The sequence below is a fragment of the Ruegeria sp. YTSA105 genome (assembly GCF_059610225.1).
In genome coordinates this window covers 110,683-132,325 of record NZ_JBXWNE010000010.1, presented here as the reverse complement: position 1 = coordinate 132,325, position 21,643 = coordinate 110,683, and the positions used below count along the sequence as shown (strand labels likewise).

The window sequence follows — 21,643 nt, the reverse complement described above, 5'->3', positions numbered from 1 at the left end:
ACAATCGCATGCCTGCTGGCCAACACCCTGACCGCCGCATGCCGCGCAAACAAACTCCCCGAACCAGAAGGCCTGACTGTGTGACCCATAGCGGACAGTCGTGCATGTAGATTTTCAGGGCCGGGGTACTCCCCGGCCTAAAATTTGTTAATATGTAAACTAAGTGTGAGATTACGGGCATTGAATGTGCCTGTATTGGTGATAAACTTTCTATTCCAGCCGGTTACGTTGTAATATGGCAAGTCCCCAGTAGTATTGGCTGGACCCGGAGAGTTGTTGTCGAGTGTTTATGTTCACGAAACTGCGCCCAGTTTTCGCCGAAATAGTAGGGTACCGGTTGATTGCCGGGCTGGTTTTCCTTCTGCTATTGTCCTTCGTATTCCAACCATTTCAGGCCATCGAAGTAACCTTTCCTTGGCGCTTGGCCTTCTGGATCGGGGTGATGGCGCTGGCGCTAGGGGTGACCTGCGTCGCAAGAAGACTGTTGCGCAGGTTGTTCGCCGAGACCGAGTTTTCTGGGCGCGACCTTGTGCTGATATCTTTGGTTTTCGTCCTTTTCGTTCCAAGCCTTTGGTTGATGGTCTGGTTGCTGTTTTCGGCCAACGGACTGCCGTGCCCGGATATGTTATCCGTAACATCTTATGGCGCCTTGCTGTCGGTGGGCTTGATCCTGGTGCGGCGTGAGGCATCGAAACCTCAATCCGAATATGCTGAAATTCCGCTGCCGCGCATGTACAAGCGGTTGCCGGGATCCTTTCAGGGCCGGGTCTATCGCTTGACGGTCCAAGACCACTATGTGGATGTGGTGACTTCTGAGGGCACGTTTACGATCCGGTCGCGTTTTACCGACGCCATAGAGGAAATGGAACCTATACCGGGCCATTGCACGCACAGATCGCATTGGGTTGTCGATGACGCCATTGCTGGGGTCGAACGTAAGGGTGGCAAGATCATGTTGCGCCTGAAGAACGAAGAGCTTGTTCCGGTCAGCAGGAAATACCGTCCGTTCCTAGAGGAAGATGGTCTGATCTGAGCCGCCCTATCTGGGCATTGGGATCATTTGCGGGATTTTCCCTGTCAGGATCGCCATTGCCTGATCGCTCATCAAGGCGTCCAGAACGTGATCCGAGCTAAAGAGCCCACCAGTATAAGTCCCATAGGCAGGCAGGATCAGACGCGCCTGATCCATCAGGAAGGCGGGGCGGGTGATGGAACGACCGCGAACCCGCACGCGCGCCTTGGGGTGGTAATGTCCCGAAACCTCAGCCTTGCCCTTGGGTTGCGCAATATGACGAAAGACCAGAGGGTCAACCGCATATTCGGCCAAATGGCTTCCGCCCAGATCTACCGGGCCGGGGTCATGGTTTCCTTCGATCCAGACCCAGCGGCGACCGGCCTGCATCGCCGTAATCTGCAGCCTGTCGGGCACACTCAAGGCGTTTAGGGCATCAAGATCATCAAAACTATCCCCAAGGCAAATAACGATGTCAGGCTGCGTGTGCTCGATATCTGCGGCCAATCGGGCCAGGGTGTCCAGGCTGTCATAGGGGGGTAATGTCGTGCCGCCCCGGCGCGCCAAACGCTCGGATTTACCCAGATGCAGATCGGACACGCAAAGCACGCTTTTGTCGGGCCACCAAAGGGCACCAGACCCAAGCGCGAGCAGATTTTGCCCGGCTAAACAGATCGAAACTTCGTTCATGTTACGTTCTTTGCGACGTTCCGCTATCGCGTGCAAGAGGTTTTAGCAGGATTTCAGCCCAGCCTCTTGCAATAGGCGCGCGCTTTCTTCCGCCAGCAAGCGTTCTTCAGCAGCACCTTTGACGGGTACCTTGCCAACCTCAAGAAACAGTGGTGCAGCCAGAGGTGAAACCCGATCCAATCGCATCAGATCTATACGTCCCCCGATCCGCTCGATCAGTGCCTCGATCCGCCCGAAATCGACGAGACCGCGCATGGCCTCTTCTCGGGTGATTTGCATTAACAGGTGATCGGGATCGTATTTCAGCAAAGTATCGTAGAGGATATCTGAGGAAAACGTGGCCTGCCGACCACTTTTGCGCTGACCGGCCATGTTCCGTTCGATCAGCCCTGCAATCGTGGCCGAGGCACGAAAGGTGCGCTTCATTACGGCATTGCCCGCCAGCCAGGTTTCCAAGCCGTTGCGCAGCTCGTCGGGCTGAAATAGCGGACGCGGGTCTATCACCGCGTCCAACCCCCAGATCAGGGTTGCATAGTCGGTGGCAACAAAGCCCAGCGGTGCAAGGTCCGTTTCTTCCATCCGTTTGGTCAGCAACAGCCCCAGCGTCTGCTGGGCGTTGCGACCTGCAAAACCATAGACACACAGGTTTTCGCGCCCATCGTTGGGGAAACTTTCGATCAGTAACCTGTCACGCTGAGGCAGGCGCGAGATATCGCGCTGCAACGCCAGCCAATCCGCGGTATGCGCGGGTAACTGGGGCCAATCAGGCTGTGCAAACAGCCGCAGGATACGGTCGCTCAGCTGCGTCGAGGTCGCAAATTTGGTGCCTGAAAACGTTGCGATCTTGGGCTTTTTATCCGCTCGGCGGCTGACTTCGACCGTCATCTCGCGCAATCCCTCATAGCACACGATCTGGCCGCCGATCAGAAAGGTATCTCCGTGGGTCAGCGAGGCAGCAAAGGCTTCTTCGACCTCTCCCAGAGGTTTGCCCCCTCGATTGCGTTTCAGGCGGACTTTCAATGTATCTGTGTCCTGAATCGTGCCAAGGTTCATGCGGATACGCTGCGCAGAACGGGGGTCACGCAGCTGCCATTGCCCATCTGGCCGTAGCTGCAGCCTTTGCCACCGATCATAGGCGCGCAGGGCATAGCCCCCGGTTGCACAAAAGTCCAAACAGGCGTCGAACTCTGCTCGGGTCAACTCGGCATAGGGGCCCGCTGCGGTCATTTGCCGGAACAGGTCATCGGCCAAGAATGGCCCGGATGCTGCGGCAATCAGGATATGTTGACACAACACATCGCGTGGACCTGCGCCGCGGGGATCACCGTCCAGATCATGAGCTTGCACAGCCTCAAGTGCCGCTATGCATTCCACAACTTCGAAGCGGTTTGCAGGCACTAACAATGCTTTGGAGGGGGCATTGTATCTGTGATTTGCGCGCCCGATGCGCTGAACCAGCCTTTTGACGTTTTTAGGCGCCCCGATCTGAATGACCAGGTCTACATCGCCCCAATCAATACCAAGATCCAGACTGCCTGTGCAGACGATTGCGCGCAGCTCACCGCGAACCATTGCGGCCTCGACACGTTGGCGTTGCTGCCTGTCCAGACTGCCGTGATGAATGCCAATCGGCAGCCCGTCTTCGTTGGCAAGCCAGAGGTTGTGAAAGAAAATCTCGGCCTGTGCGCGGGTGTTGTGAAAGATAAGCGTCGTCTTATGCTTCCGGATCTGGTCCAGAACGGCAGGGATGGAATAGGCCGCGCCACCGCCCGACCACGGAGGCATTTCCGGCGTTTCCAACATTTGGATATCGGGGTCAGGCCCAGGATCGGCCTCAACGATCCGGCAGGGATCAGGGTGACGTGCCAGAAATCGGGCAATCGCATTGGGGTCTTCGACCGTTGCAGACAGGCCCACCCTGCGCAGGTCCGGGCAGAGCCCCTGCAGACGGGCCAGCGCCAGCATCAGCTGGTCGCCACGTTTGCTCTCGGCCAGGGCGTGGATTTCATCGACAACCACCCGTTGCACGCCCTGAAACATCCGCCCGGCGTCTTCATAAGAGGTCAGCAGGGCCAGGCTTTCAGGTGTGGTCAAAAGGATCTGCGGTGGGTCAACTCGCTGACGCTTTTTCTGTGTGGCTGAGGTATCTCCGGTGCGGTCCTCAATCCGGACGGCCAGGCCCATTTCCTCGGCTGGGCCACGCAGGTTTCGCCGGATATCTGCCGCCAGCGCCTTGAGAGGGGAGACGTAGATTGTATGCAGGCCATCATGGTCCCGCTCTGCCAGATCGGCCAGCGTGGGTAGAAATCCGGCCATTGTCTTGCCCCCGCCGGTGGGGGCTATCAGCAACGTCGCCGGTTCAAGGGCCCGGTCGTACATGTCCTGCTGATGCGGGTGGATGGACCAACCTTTGTCTTCAAACCAGTCAGTAATCCGGGCGGGAATCTGCGTCATAAAGGCAGATTACCCGGCCCGTCAGCGAAATGGCATTAGGTTATTTGACGATTTTCTCATCTTTGACGAACATGTTGGCCCAAGCGCGTTCAATCAGATCGGGGCTCATCTGATAGGGGATGCCCTCGAATTCGCAGATCGAGATCATCTGATCAATCAGGAATATCGGCTGATAGTTCGCATAGATGTTGTCGATGGTCGGGTATTTGACCTTTAGCAGATGGACTAATGCGGCCTCGTCCAGAGGCATCCCGCGTTTGCGGGCCACCATGGCGAAGATTTTCAGGAAGTTCTCTTGGTTCGGACCGTCAATCTTGATCTTGAAGAAGATCCGGCGCAAAGCGGCTTGGTCAAAGATCTCGTTGGGGTGAAAGTTGGTCGAAAAGATGACCAGCGTGTCAAAGGGCACTTCGAATTTTTCACCCGATTGCAGGCCAAGGATATCCTTGTTCTCTTCCAGTGGAACAATCCAGCGGTTGATCAGGGCCTGAGGTGGTTCCTGCTGACGGCCAAGGTCGTCAACGATAAAGATGCCGCCCGTCGATTTCAGCTGCAGCGGGGCCTGATAGGTCCGCGCCGTAGGGTTATAAACCAGATCGAGCATGCTGAGTGACAGTTCACCGCCAGTCACAACAGTTGGTCTTTCACATTGGACATAGCGCGAATCAAACCGCTTGCGGCGGCGCAAGCTATTGGGATCATCTGCTTCTTGTTCGATGGCTGTGTGTACAATCGGGTCATACACCGTGATCACCTGACCAGCGTATTCGATGGCATATGGGACATAGACATTATCGCCCAAAGCATCCCGAATACCGTTCGAGATAGAGGATTTACCATTACCCGGAGGTCCATACATCAGGATTGATCGGCCTGCACTGACCGCGGGTCCAAGGTGGTCCAGCAGGCTGTCAGGCAGAACCAGATGTCCCATTGCCCCGGTCAACTGGTCGCGGGAAACCTGGATATTCCGGATCGACTGGCGTTTTACCTGCTCGCGGTACACATCCAACGGGACGGGCATGGCGCCGAAATATTCGGACTGGCTCAGCGCATCCAATGCACGCGCTTTGCCCGCATCGGTCAGTTGATACCCCATCTCATTGCCGCTGTTGGCGTTCAAAGTACCGGTTGCTTCCAGCAGCTTTTGTTCGCGGGCAAGGTCGATCAATTCCTGTGTGACAGAACCCGGCAAGCAGATCGCTTGGGCAACTTCGGAAACTGTATCTACGGTTTTACGAAAGATAGTTTTCAGCAGGATATCCCGCATCATAACAATAGGAAGCTGCATATCGCCCAACCCCTTTGGGGTAGGGGGGGCCATTACCGAGGTTGTCTGCATATTCATGAGCGTTGCCCGTCTAATTCAGTATTCACGCCAATAGCCCTGAAAAGGGCCCTTTGACGAAAATTTGGCCGGGCTTTGTGTCAGTTCCAAGGCGGGGACAAGGCGGACTGATGATAGTTTACGAGCCGTAAACAGTTCCAAGTATCAGGTAGATGGCCAGGGTTGCACCAAGCGCGAAACCCATTGGAAATTGTTTGTCCCGACGCCAGCTTTCCCAATCTGGGGCAATAGCTCTGAGGGCGGTATGTTTGGCCAATCGATGCGTGACAAAGGCCGCCAAGGTGGTCGACATCAGGATCAACAATACCAATGTGAAATCGCCCATCCAAACAAAGGCTGAGGCCGCGGCTATGAATTTTGCGTCTCCGGCTCCCATAATGCCGGCTGCGTTGAGCAGAATGCCGATGACCAGCATTACAACTATATGTAACAGCTGCCACAAATAGGGTGGGAGGGACACAGAAAACGGGCCGGTAATCCAACCATCCGACCAGGGCGGCAGGACAAACAAACCGATGACCGCAAATACCGAAGCCAGTGCTACTACGGCGTGATTCTTGATGAGCATGTCACGCAGGTCGGTGAAGGCCACGTAATAGCAGATCGGCAGTACGAACGGCAAAAACCAGGCCGCAGCACCCGCTGGAATATGCATGTATCAGGCTTCCTCAAGCGCGCGCAGGGATCGAACGGCTTCGTCGTAATGTTGCGGATGGGTGGCGATCGCTTCGCGGAACAGGTTCTTGGCCGTCGCCACATCACCGCGTTTCACCGCCGAGATGGCCATTGTGTTCAACAACATCGCGCGTTCGACCTGAGACATGGGAACGACAGGCATGCTGTAATTGCCCTGTGCAGCCCGGGCGAGGACCAGATTGTTCTTTGCCGTGAATAGAGAGTTATCCTGTCGAATGGCCTCGGTGAATAACCGTTCGGCTTCGTCGTACTGGCCGCGCGTCAGCTTGGAATATCCCCAGTTGTTCATCACACCACCGGGGCGGGTCGTCAGACCCACGGCGGTTTCATAGAAATGATCCGCGCGTTTCCAGTTTTTTTGTGAATCCGCGACGACGGCTTCCAGGCGGTAGCGTTTGAAAGATTCAAAAGTCGGCGGGATCGAATCCAATGTCGATTTGGCCTGTGACCAGTTCCCGGAACGTACCAGAGAATCTGCGTATTCGACCTTGTCTACATTGGTCGCACCGCTCATCGTGGTGACTTTTTTCCAGGCGGCGGTTGCCTCGGTCGTCCGTTTAGCGCGCGCCAGTGAAATCGCCAGCCCACGTTGCAGGTCTATACGACCCGGGTTCTTGGCGGCGGCACCCTGGAAATAGGTAACGGCTTCGTTCGGATCGGCGGCCGACAGAAGAACGTCGTTCAGGTTGGTTTCGTCAATGACGTTCACCTCCTGAAATGTACGCTCGACCTTTTCTTCTTCGGACTCTTTTTCACAGGCTGAGAGGATCAGCCCGCAGATTGCGATAGACGGAATCAAGAATTGTTGGCGCATTTTTGCGTCCCTTACTGCTCTTGCCTATGTTACGGGAGCTTGCGCAGCATGAATTGCCCGTCGCCTTGCTGCTCCAGTGTGTATTCTTGTTCTTGAGGGGTATTATTATCAGTATTTTCCATTTTTGCGAGAGCTAACCGCAGATTGTCCCGGATTGCGTCACTTTCGCCATTATCGAGAGCATAGGCCCGGCGAAAGACCTGAGCGGCCTCGGGGTATTCACCGATTTCCATCAGCAACACACCCAGATTGTTCCAGGCGACAGACCATTCGGGGTCATCTTCAACCGCACGGCGCAGCAGTGTTTCCGCCTGTCCAAGCCTCCGAAGGCCCAGATTTGCCGTCCCCATCGAGGTCAGGATCTGCGTTGTCATTCCCTGATTGAGCGCTGCGCGGATAAAGGCATCCAACGCAAGCTCGTATTCACCCGAAGCCATCAGCCGGTTGCCAACTGCGATCTGATCCTCGGCCGGGGCTTTACGATCAATGCCAGGTGCATCCAGATCCCCGGAGGACCCCGTTTCCGTGCAAGAAGCCACCGTGGCAAGAACCACGGTGGCCTGTAACACGCGGCGTATCCCCGTTTGGATGCACCTGGGTTTCAATTTCATAGGCTATTAGCCTCCGCCGAATTCAGCGATGCCTTTGGCCGAGGGTCCAACCAGAATGACCAGCAACGGTGGCACCGTCAGCATCATAGTGGCGAGTGTCATTTTGGTTGGCAACTTGTTAGCGGCCTCTTCGGCGCGCATCACGCGCTTATCTCGCATCTCGCCAGCGTAAACCCGCAAGGCTTCGGCGATGGATGTACCGAATGTTGCCGATTGGATCATCACCGTCACAAATGAGTTAACATCCTGAACGCCACAGCGCGTACCAAAATCGCGAAGAACCGTATCCTTGTCCTTACCGGCCTTCAATTCGTGGGCGACGACTTCAAATTCAAGCGAAATCTCAGGGTAGGAAGCTTTCATTTCGCGTGCGACGCGAACGATGGCCTGGTCCAGCGACTGGCCAGCCTCGACACAGACCAGCATCAGGTCAAGAGTATCGGGAAAGCCTGCGGTGATCGCTTCTTGCCGTTCTGCGACCCTTCGGGTGATCCAATAGCGTGGCAGAAAATACCCGGCGGCCGACGGGACAAGAACTCGTATTATCATCTGCTGCGCGGTAAATTCCTGACCGTCGGAAAGGACAGTGACCAGCAAAACACCAATCACAATTCCGATGATGCCCAAGGAAAATTGAGCGAAGTGGAAGAACCGAACTGCGTCCTTTGATTGATACCCCGCCTGCCGCAGTTTCAGCTGCATGGCAGACAGTTCTTCCTTATTCTGTGGCTCAAGGAAGTTGGCAAACTTCTCAAGCTGCTCGTTTCGCCCGCTGGTTCTGAGCTTGTCCTTTTTGACCTTCTTATCCTGTCGAGGGGCTGCATTAGAACGCTGCAGTTTCTTCAGGGGATCTTCTGGCTGGCTCAGGATCAAGGGGACTGTGATCAAGATCATGAACAGTCCAAGTACACCAACCACGATCAGTGGACCGAAGGGGCCAAGGAGCTCGGTTAGAAAGTCATTTATTTGGGTCAGGATTTCCATGGTGGTGTCCTCAGACCTTGATGTCGGTTAGAATGCGCATGACGATCAGGTTCAGTGTCAGCATGATGCCGACAAAGAAACAGGCAGGAATGAACCATGGGTGATCCATAACTTCGTCATAGTACCCGGGGTCGTTCACCAAAATGAATCCCAGGCAGAACAGTGGAAATCCAGATAGGAATTTTCCTGACCATTTTGCCTCAGCTGTGATGGCGTTGACGCGCCGGAAAAGTCGAAAACGGGCCCGGATCACCTTGGCCAGACCGGCCAAAATTTCGGCCAGGTTACCACCGGATTGCTGTTGGATGCCGACGGCCACTGCCAAAAACCGTAGATCCTGCATATCCAGTCGTTGTGCCAGATCTTTGAGAGATTCACCGACGTCACGGCCATAGGCACATTCATCAGCGATAACCCCGAATTCAGTGGCGAGTGGATCCTGGACTTCATTTGCGACGATTTGAATGGTGGACACAAAAGGGTTCCCGACGCGAAGCGACCGAACCATCAATTCCACAGCATCTGGCAACTGTTCTTCCAGCATTGCCATACGCTTTTTGGCCTTGTTGTTTACCCACGCATAGACACCGCCAACACCGATTGCGACCGAAATAGCGGCCCGCATTATGGTTTCCGTTCCCGTTGCAATACTGAGCCCCATAAAGGCAAAGCCTGTCACCAACACCATAATCAGGATCAACTGACGGGGTGTGAAGGCGATGGCGGCCTTCTGAGCCTTGTCCGCCAACAGGGAATAGAGCGGAATGCTCTGGGACTTCATATGCTGCTGCATTTCCTTGCGCAGCTGTTCCAGAACTTGTTCGCGCCCGACGCCTTTATCCAGCATGTCCAGACGGCGGTTCACGCGGCTGTTCAGACTGATGGATTTTCCGAAGGCAACCAGATAGATTCCTTCCACCAACGCAAGTACGCCTACGAAGATCGCGACGTAGATCAGTGCCTCCATAGGCAGTTGCATTTCAAGATCTCCTACATAGTCGTTGGTTCGTAAATCGAAGGGGGCAGATCATAGCCCCACAGACGGAAGCGTTCGGAGTAGTGGCTGCGAACGCCGGTCGCGGTAAAATGGCCAATAATCTTGTTGTCGGGCGTTAATCCAACGCGTTGAAAACGAAAGATTTCCTGCATGGAAATCACATCGCCTTCCATACCAGTGATTTCGGTGATCGAAGTCATACGCCGCGAGCCGTCCTGCAGGCGGCTTGCCTGAACGATCAGGTTCACAGCACTGGAGATCTGGCTACGGACGGCCTTGATCGGCATTTCGATCCCGGCCATCGCGATCATGTTTTCAAGACGCGAAATCCCGTCTCGGGCCGAGTTCGCGTGGATCGTTGTCATCGAGCCATCATGGCCAGTGTTCATGGCCTGTAGCATGTCGATAACTTCCGAGCCCCGTGTCTCACCCACGATGATACGGTCGGGACGCATACGAAGGGCGTTTTTCAGACAGTCGCGGGGGCTGACTTCACCCTTGCCTTCGACGTTAGGCGGGCGGCTTTCCATCCGGCCAACATGAGACTGTTGCAGCTGGAGTTCCGCTGTATCCTCGATGGTCAGAATACGCTCGGCGTCGTCGATAAAGCTGGACAATGCGTTTAGCGTGGTTGTTTTACCGGAACCGGTACCGCCCGAAACGATCACATTCAGGCGTGTAGATACAGCAGCCTGCAGATAGGCGGCCATTTCTTCGGTGAAGGCACCAAAATTCACCAGGTCATCAATGGCCAGCTTATCTTTTTTGAACTTACGAATGGATACCAGCGAGCCGTCAACGGCAATCGGTGGCACCATGGCGTTAAAACGCGAGCCATCCGCCAGACGGGCGTCCACATAGGGGTTGGATTCGTCAACACGGCGGCCCACGGCGGATACGATCTTGTCGATGATCCGCATCAGGTGCTTTTCGTCTTTAAATGTAACGTCGCTAATTTCTAGCTTACCGAACCGTTCAACGAAAATTTGCTGCGGGCCGTTGACCAGAATATCGCTGACAGAGTCGTCCTGAAGCAAGGTCTCGAGAGGGCCAAGACCGGTTACTTCGTCATAAAGTTCTTTGTTCAGCTGCTGCCGGTCGTCGCGGTTCAGAACGATGTTGCGGGATTCCAGAACCTCACTGGCAATCGCACTGATTTCCGAGCGCAGCTCGGATTCTCCAGCTTTCTCAAGGGCCGCTAGGTTCAGGTTTTCAAGAAGCTCGCGGTGGAGTTCGATCTTGATTTCGCCCAGACGCTCTTTGCGCTTGCGTTCCTTGTCCGCCCCTACAACCTCGGCCGCCTTTTTGGGGGTGGGTCGCCGGGCAACTGCAGTAGCGGTTGATGCTTGCTCCGCTGCAGGTGCAGGTGTGGCCTCGGGCGATTTAGCCGGTGCCTGGACCGGTTGTGCTTCGGGTTTTTTATATCTTGAAAACACGGCGGCTCTCCCTGTGGGATTGTGTTATGCGGCTTCGGCGCTACTGCTGCCCAGGCTGTGCAGCGACTTCGCAAGCTTTGCGATTTCCTTGCGCAGTGGGTTCTTGGCCGCAGCGTTGGCCAATGGCAGACCGTGATCACCGCTTTGCATCACGGGTTTGCCGCCATCCGGCAGTTGAAGATCAATAGAGATGCCCAGGCTTTCACCCATGCGCTTGACCCGGCCCTTACCATTCAGATCGGTAAATTTCGGGGCGCGATTGAGAGCGAAACGCAACTTATTGAAGGGTAGTTCCTCGGCCTGTAAAGCGCGCTTGAGGCGCAATGCGTTCTGAGCCGATCGCATGTCCAGTTCTATCAGGGCAAAGTAAACATGGGCGGCCTGCAGTACAGTTTCCGACCAGTGAACCAATGTCGTTGGCATGTCGACGATCACATAATCGAAGTGTTTTCGCGCCTTTTCGATCACCCGTTCGATATCTTCTTGCGTAATCAGATCCAAAGGCACCATATCCGACGGCGCAGTTAGCACCTGCAGCTTGTCCTCATAGGACTGAAGCGCCTGGTTGAAGACGTCATCATCCATTGCCGCCGTATCAGACAGCATCTCGAATACAGTTTCTCGACGGGGAAGATCCAGATAGGTCGAAACCGTTCCGTATTGCAGGTCCAGGTCAATCAAACAAACCGAAGGGGCCTCTTTGTCAGAGACCGTTGCCAGTTCCCAAGCTAGGTTGACGGCCATAGTCGTCGACCCGACCCCACCGGCAAGTCCTTGAACCACAAACAAAGCACCCTCTTTAGAGTCGCCAGCTGCACGTGCGGCATCTGATCCGGGGGCAACGGCGACGGGTTCGGGTTTGTTCATCCGGTCGATTGCTTCTTGCAATTCACCTTCTGGAAGAGGGTAGGGGACGAATTCGTCCGCGCCCTTGCGCAACAACTGATGCAGCGAAGCTGGGGTCACGTCCTCGGCAATCAGAACTATTTTGATTTTTTTGTCTTTGGCCTGTGTGATGATTTCACCCATCAGTGACAGGTTGTCTTCATCCTCGCCATCAATGGCCAACGCGACAAATTGCAGTGAATTCGCCTCGGGTTGGTTGAAAAATGTCAGGGCTTCGGCAAAGCCGAGATCGCCCCAACGCTCACCCAAAGCGCCTTCCATATCTTCTATAAGCAGATCGAAATTCTGGACATCACGGCTGATCGTGCAGGCCAGAATTGCGGTCTCTTCGTTTTGCGGCGTGGCGCTTGTCATTAACACAATCCTCGTCGAAGGGTAGGCGAACCATCCTGGCCCAGAGGACAGGATTGGCTTGCTGTCACCCTATTGCGGCCATTTTCGGACGCAGGTCACCCAATTGTTGAAAATGTGGCTTGGAACTTAGGCAAGAATTAGGCGCAAAAGAACCAATTGTAGGGAATTGGGCGACGATGTCGCCCAATCACAGTTTATTGTTCGCTTGTATCGCCAATAGCGGTCTCGCGGCGCAGCTGGGATTCATAAACCGCGCTTTCCACGTACTCACGATTGACGATAGCGGCGTATTTGCCATCGAGTAGCTGGGGTGCACGATCAACGAAGCCTGATACTTCGGTCACGGTGCGCCTGTTGCGACGGTCTCGATCCGGCGTAGCCACGAGAGGTCGAGACTTACCGAATGAAACAACCGCCTCCAACCGCGAGCGAGAGATACCCTGCTGCGTAAGGAACGCAACAGCCGCATTCGCGCGCCGCTGGCCCAGGCTTTGGTTATATGCCGTTGATCCAACAGCATCCGTATGGCCATAGACCCGGAACCGTGCCTCGGGGAACTGTTTGATCCAGTTCGCCTGACGCAAGAGTACTCGCCGAGCTGTTTCGTCCAGTTGAGCGCTGTTGAAATCAAAGTTGATCTGGGTCGGCACTTCGGCTGCGAACCGTTGGCCCAGGATCTGGGCATATGTCAGTTCGCCATTCATTACTTGAATGTTGTTCAGTGTCGCATTCCCGAACGCGCCTTGATCGGCTTCGTATCCGGCCTCACGCGTACATGCGGCGACAGCGACCGAAAGACCCAGTGTGATGATCCACTTCTGCATTGGTCCTATCCTCCTAATCAATCCAGGACGTAGCCGTACGAGCTACCGAAGTCCTGATTCGCGACTTCCGAAGCTGCACCGGCACCCAGACGTTCAGTCCGACCGACTTTGCCATTGACGAACAGATCAAATTCGCTGGGCGGTTTGACCCGATCCGTAGGCAGAGCCAGTGCCTCGCCACGAGTCGGCGACACAAGGTGGGCTGTGATGATGATCACCAGTTCACTTTGCTGACGCTGATATTCCGCGCTGCGGAAGAGGGCGCCAAGAACCGGGACGTCACCCAACCAAGGAATCTGGCTGTTCAGGTCGGTGAAATCATCCTGGATCAAGCCAGCGATCGCAAAGCTTTCACCATCGCGCAGCTCAACCGTTGTGCTGGTCTGGCGTGTGATGAAAGATGGAACATTATCACCTTGAATGGTGAAGTTCGACGAACCATCGATAGCTGACACGGCAGCAGCCATTTCAAGGTTGATCAGATCACCATCCACAACGCGGGGGATAAAGTCGATTTCAACACCGAAGGCTTTGTATTCAATCGCAATTACGCCGTCGTCCTGCGGTACCGGAATAGGAACTTCACCACCTGCAAGGAACGTCGCTTCCTGACCCGAAAGTGCGGATAGGTTAGGCTCTGCAAGGCTGCGCGCCAGTCCTTTGGACTCGAGCGCCTCCAGCAGCAGACGAACCTGTGTGGAGCCTGCGCCAAAGCCGAACAGAATTGCGCCGGTATTCGTCTGTACCGCCGGAATGTTGTTGTTCAGGGCATTTGCCAAAGCACCAGCATTGTTCAGCGTGTTGATACCGCCAGTCACATCACTGCCGCCGAAACCAAGCGATGCAGTCAGGCTTTTAGCCACCGACCGATTCATCTCGGCAAAGCGCACTTTCAGCATGACCTGCTGAACGCCGCCAACCGACATCAGGTTCGATACGCGCTCCGGTGCATAGCGCTCTGCCAGCTCCAATGCCCGCGCCAACTTGGCAGCGCTAGAAATTGTGCCAGAAAGAACGATACCGTCATTGGCGGTGCGAACTTCGATAGGCTCGGTTGGCAAAATCTGGCGCAGACGTTCTTTAAACTCGGTAACATCCGGTGCCACACGGACCCGAACATTAGCAAGTAGATTACCTGCGCCGTCGAACAATGTCAGGGTCGTCAGGCCAGGAGCCTTACCCAAAACATAGATAGTACGATCCGAAAGCGACGAAATATCAGCGATGCCTGCATTGGCGATGCTGAGTTCGGCAAACGGTTGCTCACTTTCTACAACTATTGCGCGGTTCATTGGCACATCAAGCGTTTCCGCTGTACCCTTCTTTACCACGCGAAGTGTTTCAGCCCAGGCAGCATTGCCGACTGGGCCAATTACGAGCGCCAAGCCCAATAGGGCTGCGCTTATCCAGGAACTTCTTTTCATGTGACCTGCCTCTCCGATCACGCCTCGTTTTTTGCGGCTACTGCCTTATGTCTGATAACACTGCGCGAATTGAGAATTTATTGCAATAATCAATGGTTTCTGGAATTTTCCTTATGTGGACAATGCGCAACATGCGAACAAATTAGGGCCGCGCAATTCGCGCGGCCCCGGTCATGTAACGCACTGATTTTCTGTTAATTTGTGCAGGGTGTTACTATTCCCGTGTCGACGATCTCGGCACCGCGGCGCGTCTTGACCGTACAGACCTCTTCCGCGATTTTGGGTGCCACGGGGACGACATCTTTAATGCCCAGAAGTTTTCTTTGGTCAACTTCGACCGCGCTTGCGATTGTGTCGTCTTGCACGCCAACCAGCGCCAAAGACAGGCGGCCGGTGTTCTGAGCCTGAGCCAGTGCCGCGATTTGTTCCGGAGTAGCAGCGACCGTAACGGTGCGCGCGATCGTGGCTCCGGTCAGATCGGACCCGGCGCTCTGGTCAACAGCGATCAACTCAATGCTGGTTTGAATCAGGCGGGTGATTTCGCCGCGCGACCCATCGATTCCGCCACCATACGAACCGGTCCAATAAACATCGATACTGTCACCAGGGCGAAGGAAGCCGGATACGCCCGAGGCAACGTCCACGCTGATTGCAAATGCGCGCTTACCTTTCGCGATTCGTGATGTCAGACCCGCTGCCTCGCCTGGTTTGGTTACTTTGACCTCCATCAGGGCTTCGTCTTTTTCCATGGTCCTCAGAACGAAGCGGTCGCCACTGGCCTCCTCTGGAAACAGGACGGCCATTTCAAGGAAGCTTCCTTCGGGAATTGCATCCTCAGGCCATTTCACGATCCGCACATCTTCGGCGACCAGACGCTCACCATATTTAAGAGCACGGTTCGAAACCAGAACGTCCACCGTCGGGACGGACTTAACATTTGCCAATGCTTCCTGAGCCGCCAAACGTTCTCTAGCCAATTCCGCCTGATACTGAGAAATATAGTCCCGCGCCATATAAACGGCTCCTCCTGCCAGAGCCACCCCAACAATCAGGACAAGTCCAAATACTGCACGCATGCGCGTTCCCTCGATTATTTGTATGCGATGTCAGTCGTCATAGGGAATACGACTTCAACTGACTATTGGTTACAGGAGAATTGTGTCGAAAAGGGGGACAATGAAGTATTTTTTTGACGCCCGTGTCCTTAGTGCCAGATTGATCAATCTGATTCCGATGCCTGTTCCTGATTCGCAGAATAGACCTCTATACCGCGAAGTGCGTTACCCGTCTCGGTATCGACGTGTTGTACCCCGCCCGTCAAATTGAATACGGTGACAAGTCCAAGGCCGACCAGCGCAGCAGTAAGCACCACCCAATCAACGGTGATTGCGCCATGTTCCCCGGATAAGAATTTTGAAATACCCTTCATCGCAGGACCTCGTCTTTTTTCTATAAAAAAGGGGGCCGCGATCTGACGAGCGCAGCCCCCTTCAAAATTCTATCTAAATAATTACGGGGTTGTTGGGCCCGCGTTAGGTGCAGTAACAACAACACCCGTCAGGGCGGTGTCAATGTCGCCAGCCAGATCGTCGACACCGTCGCTAACCTGTGTCCAAGCAACAGCGGCCAGGCCAACAACAGCTGCGGTCAGAACGACCCAGTCTACTGTTACGGCGCCGTCTTCGTCAGTGGTGAAGTTCTTGATGAACTTGATCATGTTACGTCCCTCCTAAAGGATCTAATAAGTCTAATGAACCTCGGCGTCTTCCAGAGCTTCGTCTCTCAGTCCGCTCCCGATCGTCTCGGTATGGCATTATGTTTGCCTGTTGGGCGTGGCAGGAATTGGGCCAAACCCCAAATTTTTGTGCCTCAGCTTAACTTTTTGGTAGCTTTCCGATTAACTAATTGAAATTAAAGAAATAAAAATGATCCCTTCGTACGAGTACCGATAAAACCCGATGCAAAATGGCGCCAAATGAGGCGAAATTGCCCCAATTCACATTGTTTTTCTGGCCTTACAGACAGATTCGGGGTTCAAATCGACGCAAAAGAGAACATGAGGCAGGCAAATGAATCTCCGGAACGCAATAACTTGCGCCGGCTTGGCGCTGGCAGTGGTGTCCGCACCTGTGTCTGTCCCCGCCAACGAAGTCGAACCGCGTGGCGTATATAAACGGATCAAAGCAGCCAAGCCCGGTCAGCGCCCGCGCATTACCGTTCAGATATCGCCTACAGAACATGCCTCAGCACCTTCGGCGCCCAGCACAGGGGCTGAGATCGTAGTTCCTGAGATTATCGCGAGGACACGTGTTACGCCTCCGGGGCTTCCGGGAATTTCACCGCAAAACAAACCCGTCGGGTCTTATAAAGCGTTCTGGGACAGGATCTCACCCGGGATAGATGAAGCCAGTTCGGGTCGTTTGCAGGATTCGATAAATGCGCTAGCCGCCATAAACGTAGCCTCGCCCCGATTGCAGACGCTTCAGAATATTGCTCAGCGGCAGGGGATCGACATTTTACGCTCGACCGTAGGGACAAATGTGTCGCCTGCGTTGGTGCTGGCCGTCATCTCGGTTGAATCGGCAGGCCGGGAGAAGGCGGAAAGTTCGGCCGGGGCGCAGGGGCTGATGCAGCTTATGCCCGCGACCGCGAAACGATTTGGGGTCGAGGACAGCCTTCACCCGGGGCAGAACATCTCGGGCGGAGTGAAATACCTGAACTGGCTGATGGAAGAGTTTGGAAACGACCCGATCCTGGTCCTGGCCGGATATAATGCGGGCGAGGGCGCGGTTCGCAAACATGGTGGTGTACCGCCTTATGCGGAAACACGGGACTATGTGCCCAAGGTTCTCGCGGCTTTTCAGGTGGCGCGAGCGCTGTGTTCGACACCGCCCGAGTTGATTTCTGACGGGTGCGTGTTTCAGGCTCTTAATTGACCAAGGCCCACACTGAAGTGGGCCTTGCCATTAGGTGAATTGATCAGTCGACAATCGTCGCCTGTGTCGCGGCGCGCATCTCATCTTCGCTGACACCATCTGCGAGCTCTACGATCTTCAGGCCGCCATCGACCACATCCAGAACTCCAAAATTGGTGATGATGCGATCCACAACACCCTTGCCGGTCAGCGGCAGGGTGCACTCTTTCAGCACTTTCGATTCACCGTGTTTGTTGGTGTGATCCATAACCACGATCACACGTCCTACACCTGCAACCAAATCCATCGCGCCGCCCATGCCTTTGACCAGCTTGCCGGGAATCATCCAGTTGGCCAGATCGCCTTTTTCATCCACTTCCATGGCACCCAGGATTGCCGCGGCGATTTTGCCGCCCCGGATCATGGCGAAAGACGTAGCGCTGTCGAAATAAGCAGTCCGAGACAGTTCGGTGATCGTCTGCTTGCCTGCGTTGATCAGGTCCGGGTCTTCGTCGCCCTCGAAAGGAAAGGGACCCATACCAAGCATTCCGTTTTCGGATTGCAGGGTGATATCCTTGTCGCCAACATAATTTGCCACCAGCGTCGGGATACCGATGCCGAGGTTTACATACATGCCGTCTTCCAGCTCTTGCGCCGCGCGGGCGGCCATCTGATTCCGGTCCCAGGGCATTATGCGTCCTCCTTCTTGCGGGTGGTGCGCTGTTCGATGCGCTTTTCGTGATTGCCCTGAATGATACGATGCACGTAAATTCCAGGTAGGTGGATCATGTCAGGGTCCAGAGAGCCACGGGGCACGATCTCTTCAACTTCGACCACACAGATCTTACCGCAAGTGGCGGCGGGCACGTTGAAGTTTCGGGCGGTTTTGCGGAACACCAGATTGCCGGTGTCGTCGGCTTTCCACGCCTTGATAATCGCCAGATCTGCAAAAATACCTTCTTCGAGAATATAGGTCTCGCCGTTGAAGTCCTTGTGTTCTTTGCCATCGGCGATAACGGTGCCTACGCCCGTTTTTGTGTAGAAACCCGGGATCCCGGCACCACCTGCGCGCATCCGTTCGGCCAGGGTGCCTTGAGGGTTGAATTCCAGTTCAAGCTCACCGCTGAGGTACTGACGCATGAATTCGGCGTTTTCGCCCACATATGAACTGATCATCTTTTTGACCTGCTTCGTTTGCAGCAGGATACCGATACCGAAATCGTCCACGCCCGCATTGTTCGAGGCAAAGGTCAGGTCTTTGGCACCCGAGGTCTTGATTGCCTCAAGCAGCAGCTCGGGAATCCCGCACAGGCCAAACCCGCCAGCGGCGATCAACATGCCATCCGAAAGTACGCCATCGAGCGCTTCGTTGGCATTGGCATAGATTTTCTTCATGGAAAACTCCCCCAATGAGATGGTGTTGGGCAGGTTGTGCCGTCACGTCACGGGGAAGTCAATGAAACCGGGCGAAGGGTGGTATTTCTACCTAACCGGCCTTCTTGGTTGTCTTCTTGGCGGCTTTTTTCTTGGGCGCCGCCTTTTTCTTGGTCCCTTTCAGGGCCGCGCGCTCATTGACCAGTTCGATGGCCATTTCCTGCGTTACGTCCTCGGGTTTGATGTCCTTGGGAATGGTCGCGTTGACCTTTTCCCACTTCACATATGGACCATAGCGCCCATCCAGAACCTGCATTGCGCCACCATCGGGATGTTCCCCCAGTTCTTTCAGCGCTTTGGCCGCAGCCCGGCGTCCGCGTCCCGGATTGGAGCGCTTTTCAGCAAGCAATTCGACCGCGCGGTTCATGCCGATCTCGAACACGTCATTGGGGTCTTTGAGGTTTGCATAAACCGGTTTGGCCTCATCCGCCAGCTGGTGCATCAGATATGGTCCGAACCGCCCGAAATTCGAGCTGATCATACCGCCCTCGGGGTGCTCACCAATCTGGCGGGGCAGGGATAGCAATGTCAGCGCCTTGTCCAGATCCATATCATCCTTGCTCCAGCCACGTGGCAGCGAGGCGCGCGGAGGTTTCTTGTTCTCAGGCGTTGGCTCTCCACGTTGAACATAAGGCCCGAACCGACCGGTCTTCAGCCAGATATCATCACCTGAATCTTCACCCAGCAGGCGCTCTTCACCCTCTGCACCTTCACCGGCGATAGGACGGGTATAGGTGCATTCGGGATAGTTGCCACAGCCGACGAACCCGCCAGTGCGTGAAGTTTTCAGGTGCAACTGGCCCGCGCCGCATTTCGGACAGACACGCGGGTCAGATCCATCCTCGCGTGGCGGATAGAGCTGCGGTGCCAGTGCTTCGTCCAGTTTGTCCAGCACTTCGGAAATGCGCAGTTCCGATGTCTCGCCAATCGCGGCCGAGAAGTCGCGCCAGAATTTGCCCAACAGATCCTTATAGTCCCGATCACCTGCACTCACATCGTCCAGCTGTTCTTCCAGATTGGCGGTGAATTCATAACCGACATACTGACGGAAGAAGTTCAGCAGAAAAATCGTGACGATCCGCCCCTTTTCTTCGGGGATCAGCCGGTTCTTGTCCTTGCGTACATATTCCCGGTCCTGAATCGTTGTGACAATCGAGGCATAGGTCGACGGTCGGCCGATCCCCAACTCTTCCATCCGCTTGACCAACGTCGCCTCGGTATAGCGCGGCGGCGGTTGAGTGTGATGTTGCAGCGCCAGAACTGATTCATTGTCTGACAGAATGGCCTCTTTCGCGGCCCGGTCCGTGCCATCGCTTGTCGCTTTGGTGAACTGATCCCGCAACGTGGTTTTAGAGAACCGTGCAGGGTCGCCCTGCATGATCTGGGGCAGGCGTTTGTCATCCTCATCGGCGACATCATCGCGGCCTTCTTCATAGACACGCATGAACCCGTCAAACATCACCACCTGACCGGTCGCGCGCAGGCCAACCTGCCCATCTTCGCTTCCGATTTCGACAGTTGTGCGTTCCAGCCGGGCAGCGGCCATCTGGCAGGCAATGGTGCGTTTCCAGATCAGGTCATAGAGCTTGCGCTGATCGTCGTCCGTTACCTTCAGCGCTTTGGCATCGCGGGTCATATCCGTAGGCCGGATGCATTCGTGGGCTTCCTGCGCGTTCTTTGCCTTGTTCTTATAGATGCGAGGGCTGTCCGGCACATATTCCGCGCCATAGCGGTCGGCGATGGTCTCGCGCGTAGCCGCCACGGCCTCGGGGGCCATGTCGATGCCATCGGTTCGCATATAGGTAATGTAGCCGGCCTCATACAAGCGCTGTGCCACTTGCATCGCGTGACGCGCACCCATGCCGAACTTGCGGCTGGCCTCTTGCTGCAGGGTCGAGGTCATGAAGGGTGCGCTGGGATTTCGAGCGGCGGGTTTCGCCTCGACCGAAGTGACACTGAGCGCGCGGCTGGTGATCGCCTGCACCGCCAGTTCGGCCTGGGTTGAGTAGGACAGATCGTGCTTGTCCAGCTTTTTACCGGCTAGTGTGACCAGGCGTGCCTCATAGGTCTGACCACGGGGTGTTTCGAACAGGGCGCGCACCGACCAGTATTCCACCGGTTTGAACGCCTCGATTTCCATCTCTCTCTCGACGATCAGGCGCAGGCAGACAGACTGCACGCGGCCTGCGGATTTTGCACCAGGCAGTTTGCGCCACAAGACGGGCGACAGGTTGAACCCCACAAGATAATCCAGCGCACGGCGGGCCAGATAGGCCTCGACAAGTGGCATGTCCACCTGACGGGGGTTTCGCATTGCCTCGGTCACTGCGTCCTTAGTGATGGCGTTGAAGGTCACCCGGCTGACAGGCGTATCCTTTTTGATCGACCGGCGTTTGGTCAGTGCTTCCTGCAAATGCCAACTGATCGCTTCACCCTCACGATCGGGGTCGGTGGCGAGGATCAGGGCGTTGTCTTCTTTCAGCGCGTCGGCGATGGCTTTGACATGTTTGCGGCTGTCGTTCCCGACCTCCCATTTCATCGCAAACTCATCCTCGGTATCGACCGAGCCATCTTTGGGCGGCAGATCTCGAACATGGCCGTAAGACGCCAGAACCGTGTAGTCCGGGCCAAGATATTTATTGATTGTTTTGGCCTTGGCAGGGGATTCTACAACAACTACAGGCATTTAAGGGGAAACCTCGCTCGACGGAATTGGCGCCTTCTATGAGTGTGCAAGATGTGTA

General features: G+C 55.2%; 20 protein-coding genes. 2 read left to right on the top strand and 18 right to left on the bottom strand.

The annotated features are described in order from the left end of the window. The first annotated feature begins 289 nt into the window (after nt 1–289). Complete coding sequence (locus tag AC2FH2_RS13975; protein ID WP_271950522.1) at nt 290–1,033, top strand: LytTR family DNA-binding domain-containing protein; 744 nt, start codon at nt 290–292, stop codon at nt 1,031–1,033. Between the two features lie 6 nt (nt 1,034–1,039). Here the strand turns inward: AC2FH2_RS13975 and pdeM are convergent, their stop codons facing one another. The 15 genes from pdeM to AC2FH2_RS13900 all read right to left on the bottom strand — a co-directional run bounded on the left by pdeM (nt 1,040) and on the right by AC2FH2_RS13900 (nt 16,267). Further along, nucleotides 1,040–1,702, bottom strand: coding sequence for a ligase-associated DNA damage response endonuclease PdeM (gene pdeM / locus AC2FH2_RS13970; RefSeq protein ID WP_496824005.1), 663 nt, complete (start codon nt 1,700–1,702; stop codon nt 1,040–1,042). A gap of 42 nt (nt 1,703–1,744) precedes the next feature. Next, the gene (locus tag AC2FH2_RS13965; protein WP_496824003.1) at nt 1,745–4,156 is read right to left on the bottom strand and encodes a ligase-associated DNA damage response DEXH box helicase; all 2,412 of its coding nucleotides are present in this window, start codon (nt 4,154–4,156) and stop codon (nt 1,745–1,747) included. A gap of 40 nt (nt 4,157–4,196) precedes the next feature. Beyond that, nucleotides 4,197–5,504 carry a DUF8689 domain-containing protein gene (locus AC2FH2_RS13960; RefSeq protein ID WP_142637954.1) on the bottom strand — a complete coding sequence of 436 codons (1,308 nt, stop codon included), beginning with the start codon at nt 5,502–5,504 and terminating at the stop codon, nt 4,197–4,199. Between the two features lie 118 nt (nt 5,505–5,622). Further along, the gene (locus AC2FH2_RS13955) at nt 5,623–6,159 is read right to left on the bottom strand and encodes a prepilin peptidase (protein WP_142637956.1); all 537 of its coding nucleotides are present in this window, start codon (nt 6,157–6,159) and stop codon (nt 5,623–5,625) included. Between the two features lie 3 nt (nt 6,160–6,162). Then, a complete protein-coding gene (locus tag AC2FH2_RS13950; protein ID WP_142637958.1) occupies nt 6,163–7,014 on the bottom strand; it encodes a tetratricopeptide repeat protein in 852 nt (283 codons plus the stop codon). 29 nt (nt 7,015–7,043) lie between these two features. Continuing rightward, nucleotides 7,044–7,625, bottom strand: coding sequence for a tetratricopeptide repeat protein (locus AC2FH2_RS13945; RefSeq protein WP_185956705.1), 582 nt, complete (start codon nt 7,623–7,625; stop codon nt 7,044–7,046). Nucleotides 7,626–7,631: 6 nt separating this feature from the next. After that, complete coding sequence (locus AC2FH2_RS13940; RefSeq protein ID WP_142637960.1) at nt 7,632–8,609, bottom strand: type II secretion system F family protein; 978 nt, start codon at nt 8,607–8,609, stop codon at nt 7,632–7,634. Between the two features lie 10 nt (nt 8,610–8,619). After that, nucleotides 8,620–9,588 carry a type II secretion system F family protein gene (locus tag AC2FH2_RS13935; RefSeq protein ID WP_142637962.1) on the bottom strand — a complete coding sequence of 323 codons (969 nt, stop codon included), beginning with the start codon at nt 9,586–9,588 and terminating at the stop codon, nt 8,620–8,622. An 11-nt stretch (nt 9,589–9,599) separates the two neighbouring features. Next, nucleotides 9,600–11,042: a TadA family conjugal transfer-associated ATPase gene (locus tag AC2FH2_RS13930; protein WP_282022130.1), complete on the bottom strand. Its 1,443-nt coding sequence runs from the start codon at nt 11,040–11,042 to the stop codon at nt 9,600–9,602. A gap of 24 nt (nt 11,043–11,066) precedes the next feature. Continuing rightward, nucleotides 11,067–12,302 (bottom strand): CpaE/TadZ family protein, encoded by a 1,236-nt coding sequence (locus AC2FH2_RS13925; RefSeq protein ID WP_496824001.1) that lies wholly within the window; start codon nt 12,300–12,302, stop codon nt 11,067–11,069. Between the two features lie 194 nt (nt 12,303–12,496). Then, nucleotides 12,497–13,126 (bottom strand): OmpA family protein, encoded by a 630-nt coding sequence (locus AC2FH2_RS13920; protein WP_142637968.1) that lies wholly within the window; start codon nt 13,124–13,126, stop codon nt 12,497–12,499. A 17-nt stretch (nt 13,127–13,143) separates the two neighbouring features. After that, complete coding sequence (locus tag AC2FH2_RS13915; protein WP_271950515.1) at nt 13,144–14,550, bottom strand: type II and III secretion system protein family protein; 1,407 nt, start codon at nt 14,548–14,550, stop codon at nt 13,144–13,146. 194 nt (nt 14,551–14,744) lie between these two features. Beyond that, entirely contained in the window at nt 14,745–15,626 is an 882-nt protein-coding gene (gene cpaB / locus AC2FH2_RS13910; RefSeq protein WP_496823999.1) for a Flp pilus assembly protein CpaB, read from the bottom strand. Between the two features lie 143 nt (nt 15,627–15,769). Continuing rightward, nucleotides 15,770–15,979, bottom strand: coding sequence for a hypothetical protein (locus AC2FH2_RS13905; protein WP_142637974.1), 210 nt, complete (start codon nt 15,977–15,979; stop codon nt 15,770–15,772). 81 nt (nt 15,980–16,060) lie between these two features. After that, nucleotides 16,061–16,267: a hypothetical protein gene (locus AC2FH2_RS13900; protein ID WP_142637976.1), complete on the bottom strand. Its 207-nt coding sequence runs from the start codon at nt 16,265–16,267 to the stop codon at nt 16,061–16,063. A gap of 352 nt (nt 16,268–16,619) precedes the next feature. Here AC2FH2_RS13900 and AC2FH2_RS13895 point away from each other — a divergent pair, with 352 nt between their 5' ends. Continuing rightward, nucleotides 16,620–17,486: a lytic transglycosylase domain-containing protein gene (locus AC2FH2_RS13895; RefSeq protein WP_271950510.1), complete on the top strand. Its 867-nt coding sequence runs from the start codon at nt 16,620–16,622 to the stop codon at nt 17,484–17,486. A 43-nt stretch (nt 17,487–17,529) separates the two neighbouring features. Here AC2FH2_RS13895 and AC2FH2_RS13890 read toward each other — a convergent pair whose 3' ends face one another. The 3 genes from AC2FH2_RS13890 to topA all read right to left on the bottom strand — a co-directional run bounded on the left by AC2FH2_RS13890 (nt 17,530) and on the right by topA (nt 21,585). Next, the gene (locus AC2FH2_RS13890; RefSeq protein WP_142637980.1) at nt 17,530–18,156 is read right to left on the bottom strand and encodes a 3-oxoacid CoA-transferase subunit B; all 627 of its coding nucleotides are present in this window, start codon (nt 18,154–18,156) and stop codon (nt 17,530–17,532) included. Next, a complete protein-coding gene (locus AC2FH2_RS13885; RefSeq protein ID WP_142637982.1) occupies nt 18,156–18,860 on the bottom strand; it encodes a CoA transferase subunit A in 705 nt (234 codons plus the stop codon). The genes AC2FH2_RS13890 and AC2FH2_RS13885 overlap by 1 nt, the downstream gene beginning before the upstream one ends. A 91-nt stretch (nt 18,861–18,951) precedes the next feature. Beyond that, nucleotides 18,952–21,585 carry a type I DNA topoisomerase gene (gene topA / locus AC2FH2_RS13880; RefSeq protein WP_496823997.1) on the bottom strand — a complete coding sequence of 878 codons (2,634 nt, stop codon included), beginning with the start codon at nt 21,583–21,585 and terminating at the stop codon, nt 18,952–18,954. Nucleotides 21,586–21,643: the final 58 nt, after the last annotated feature.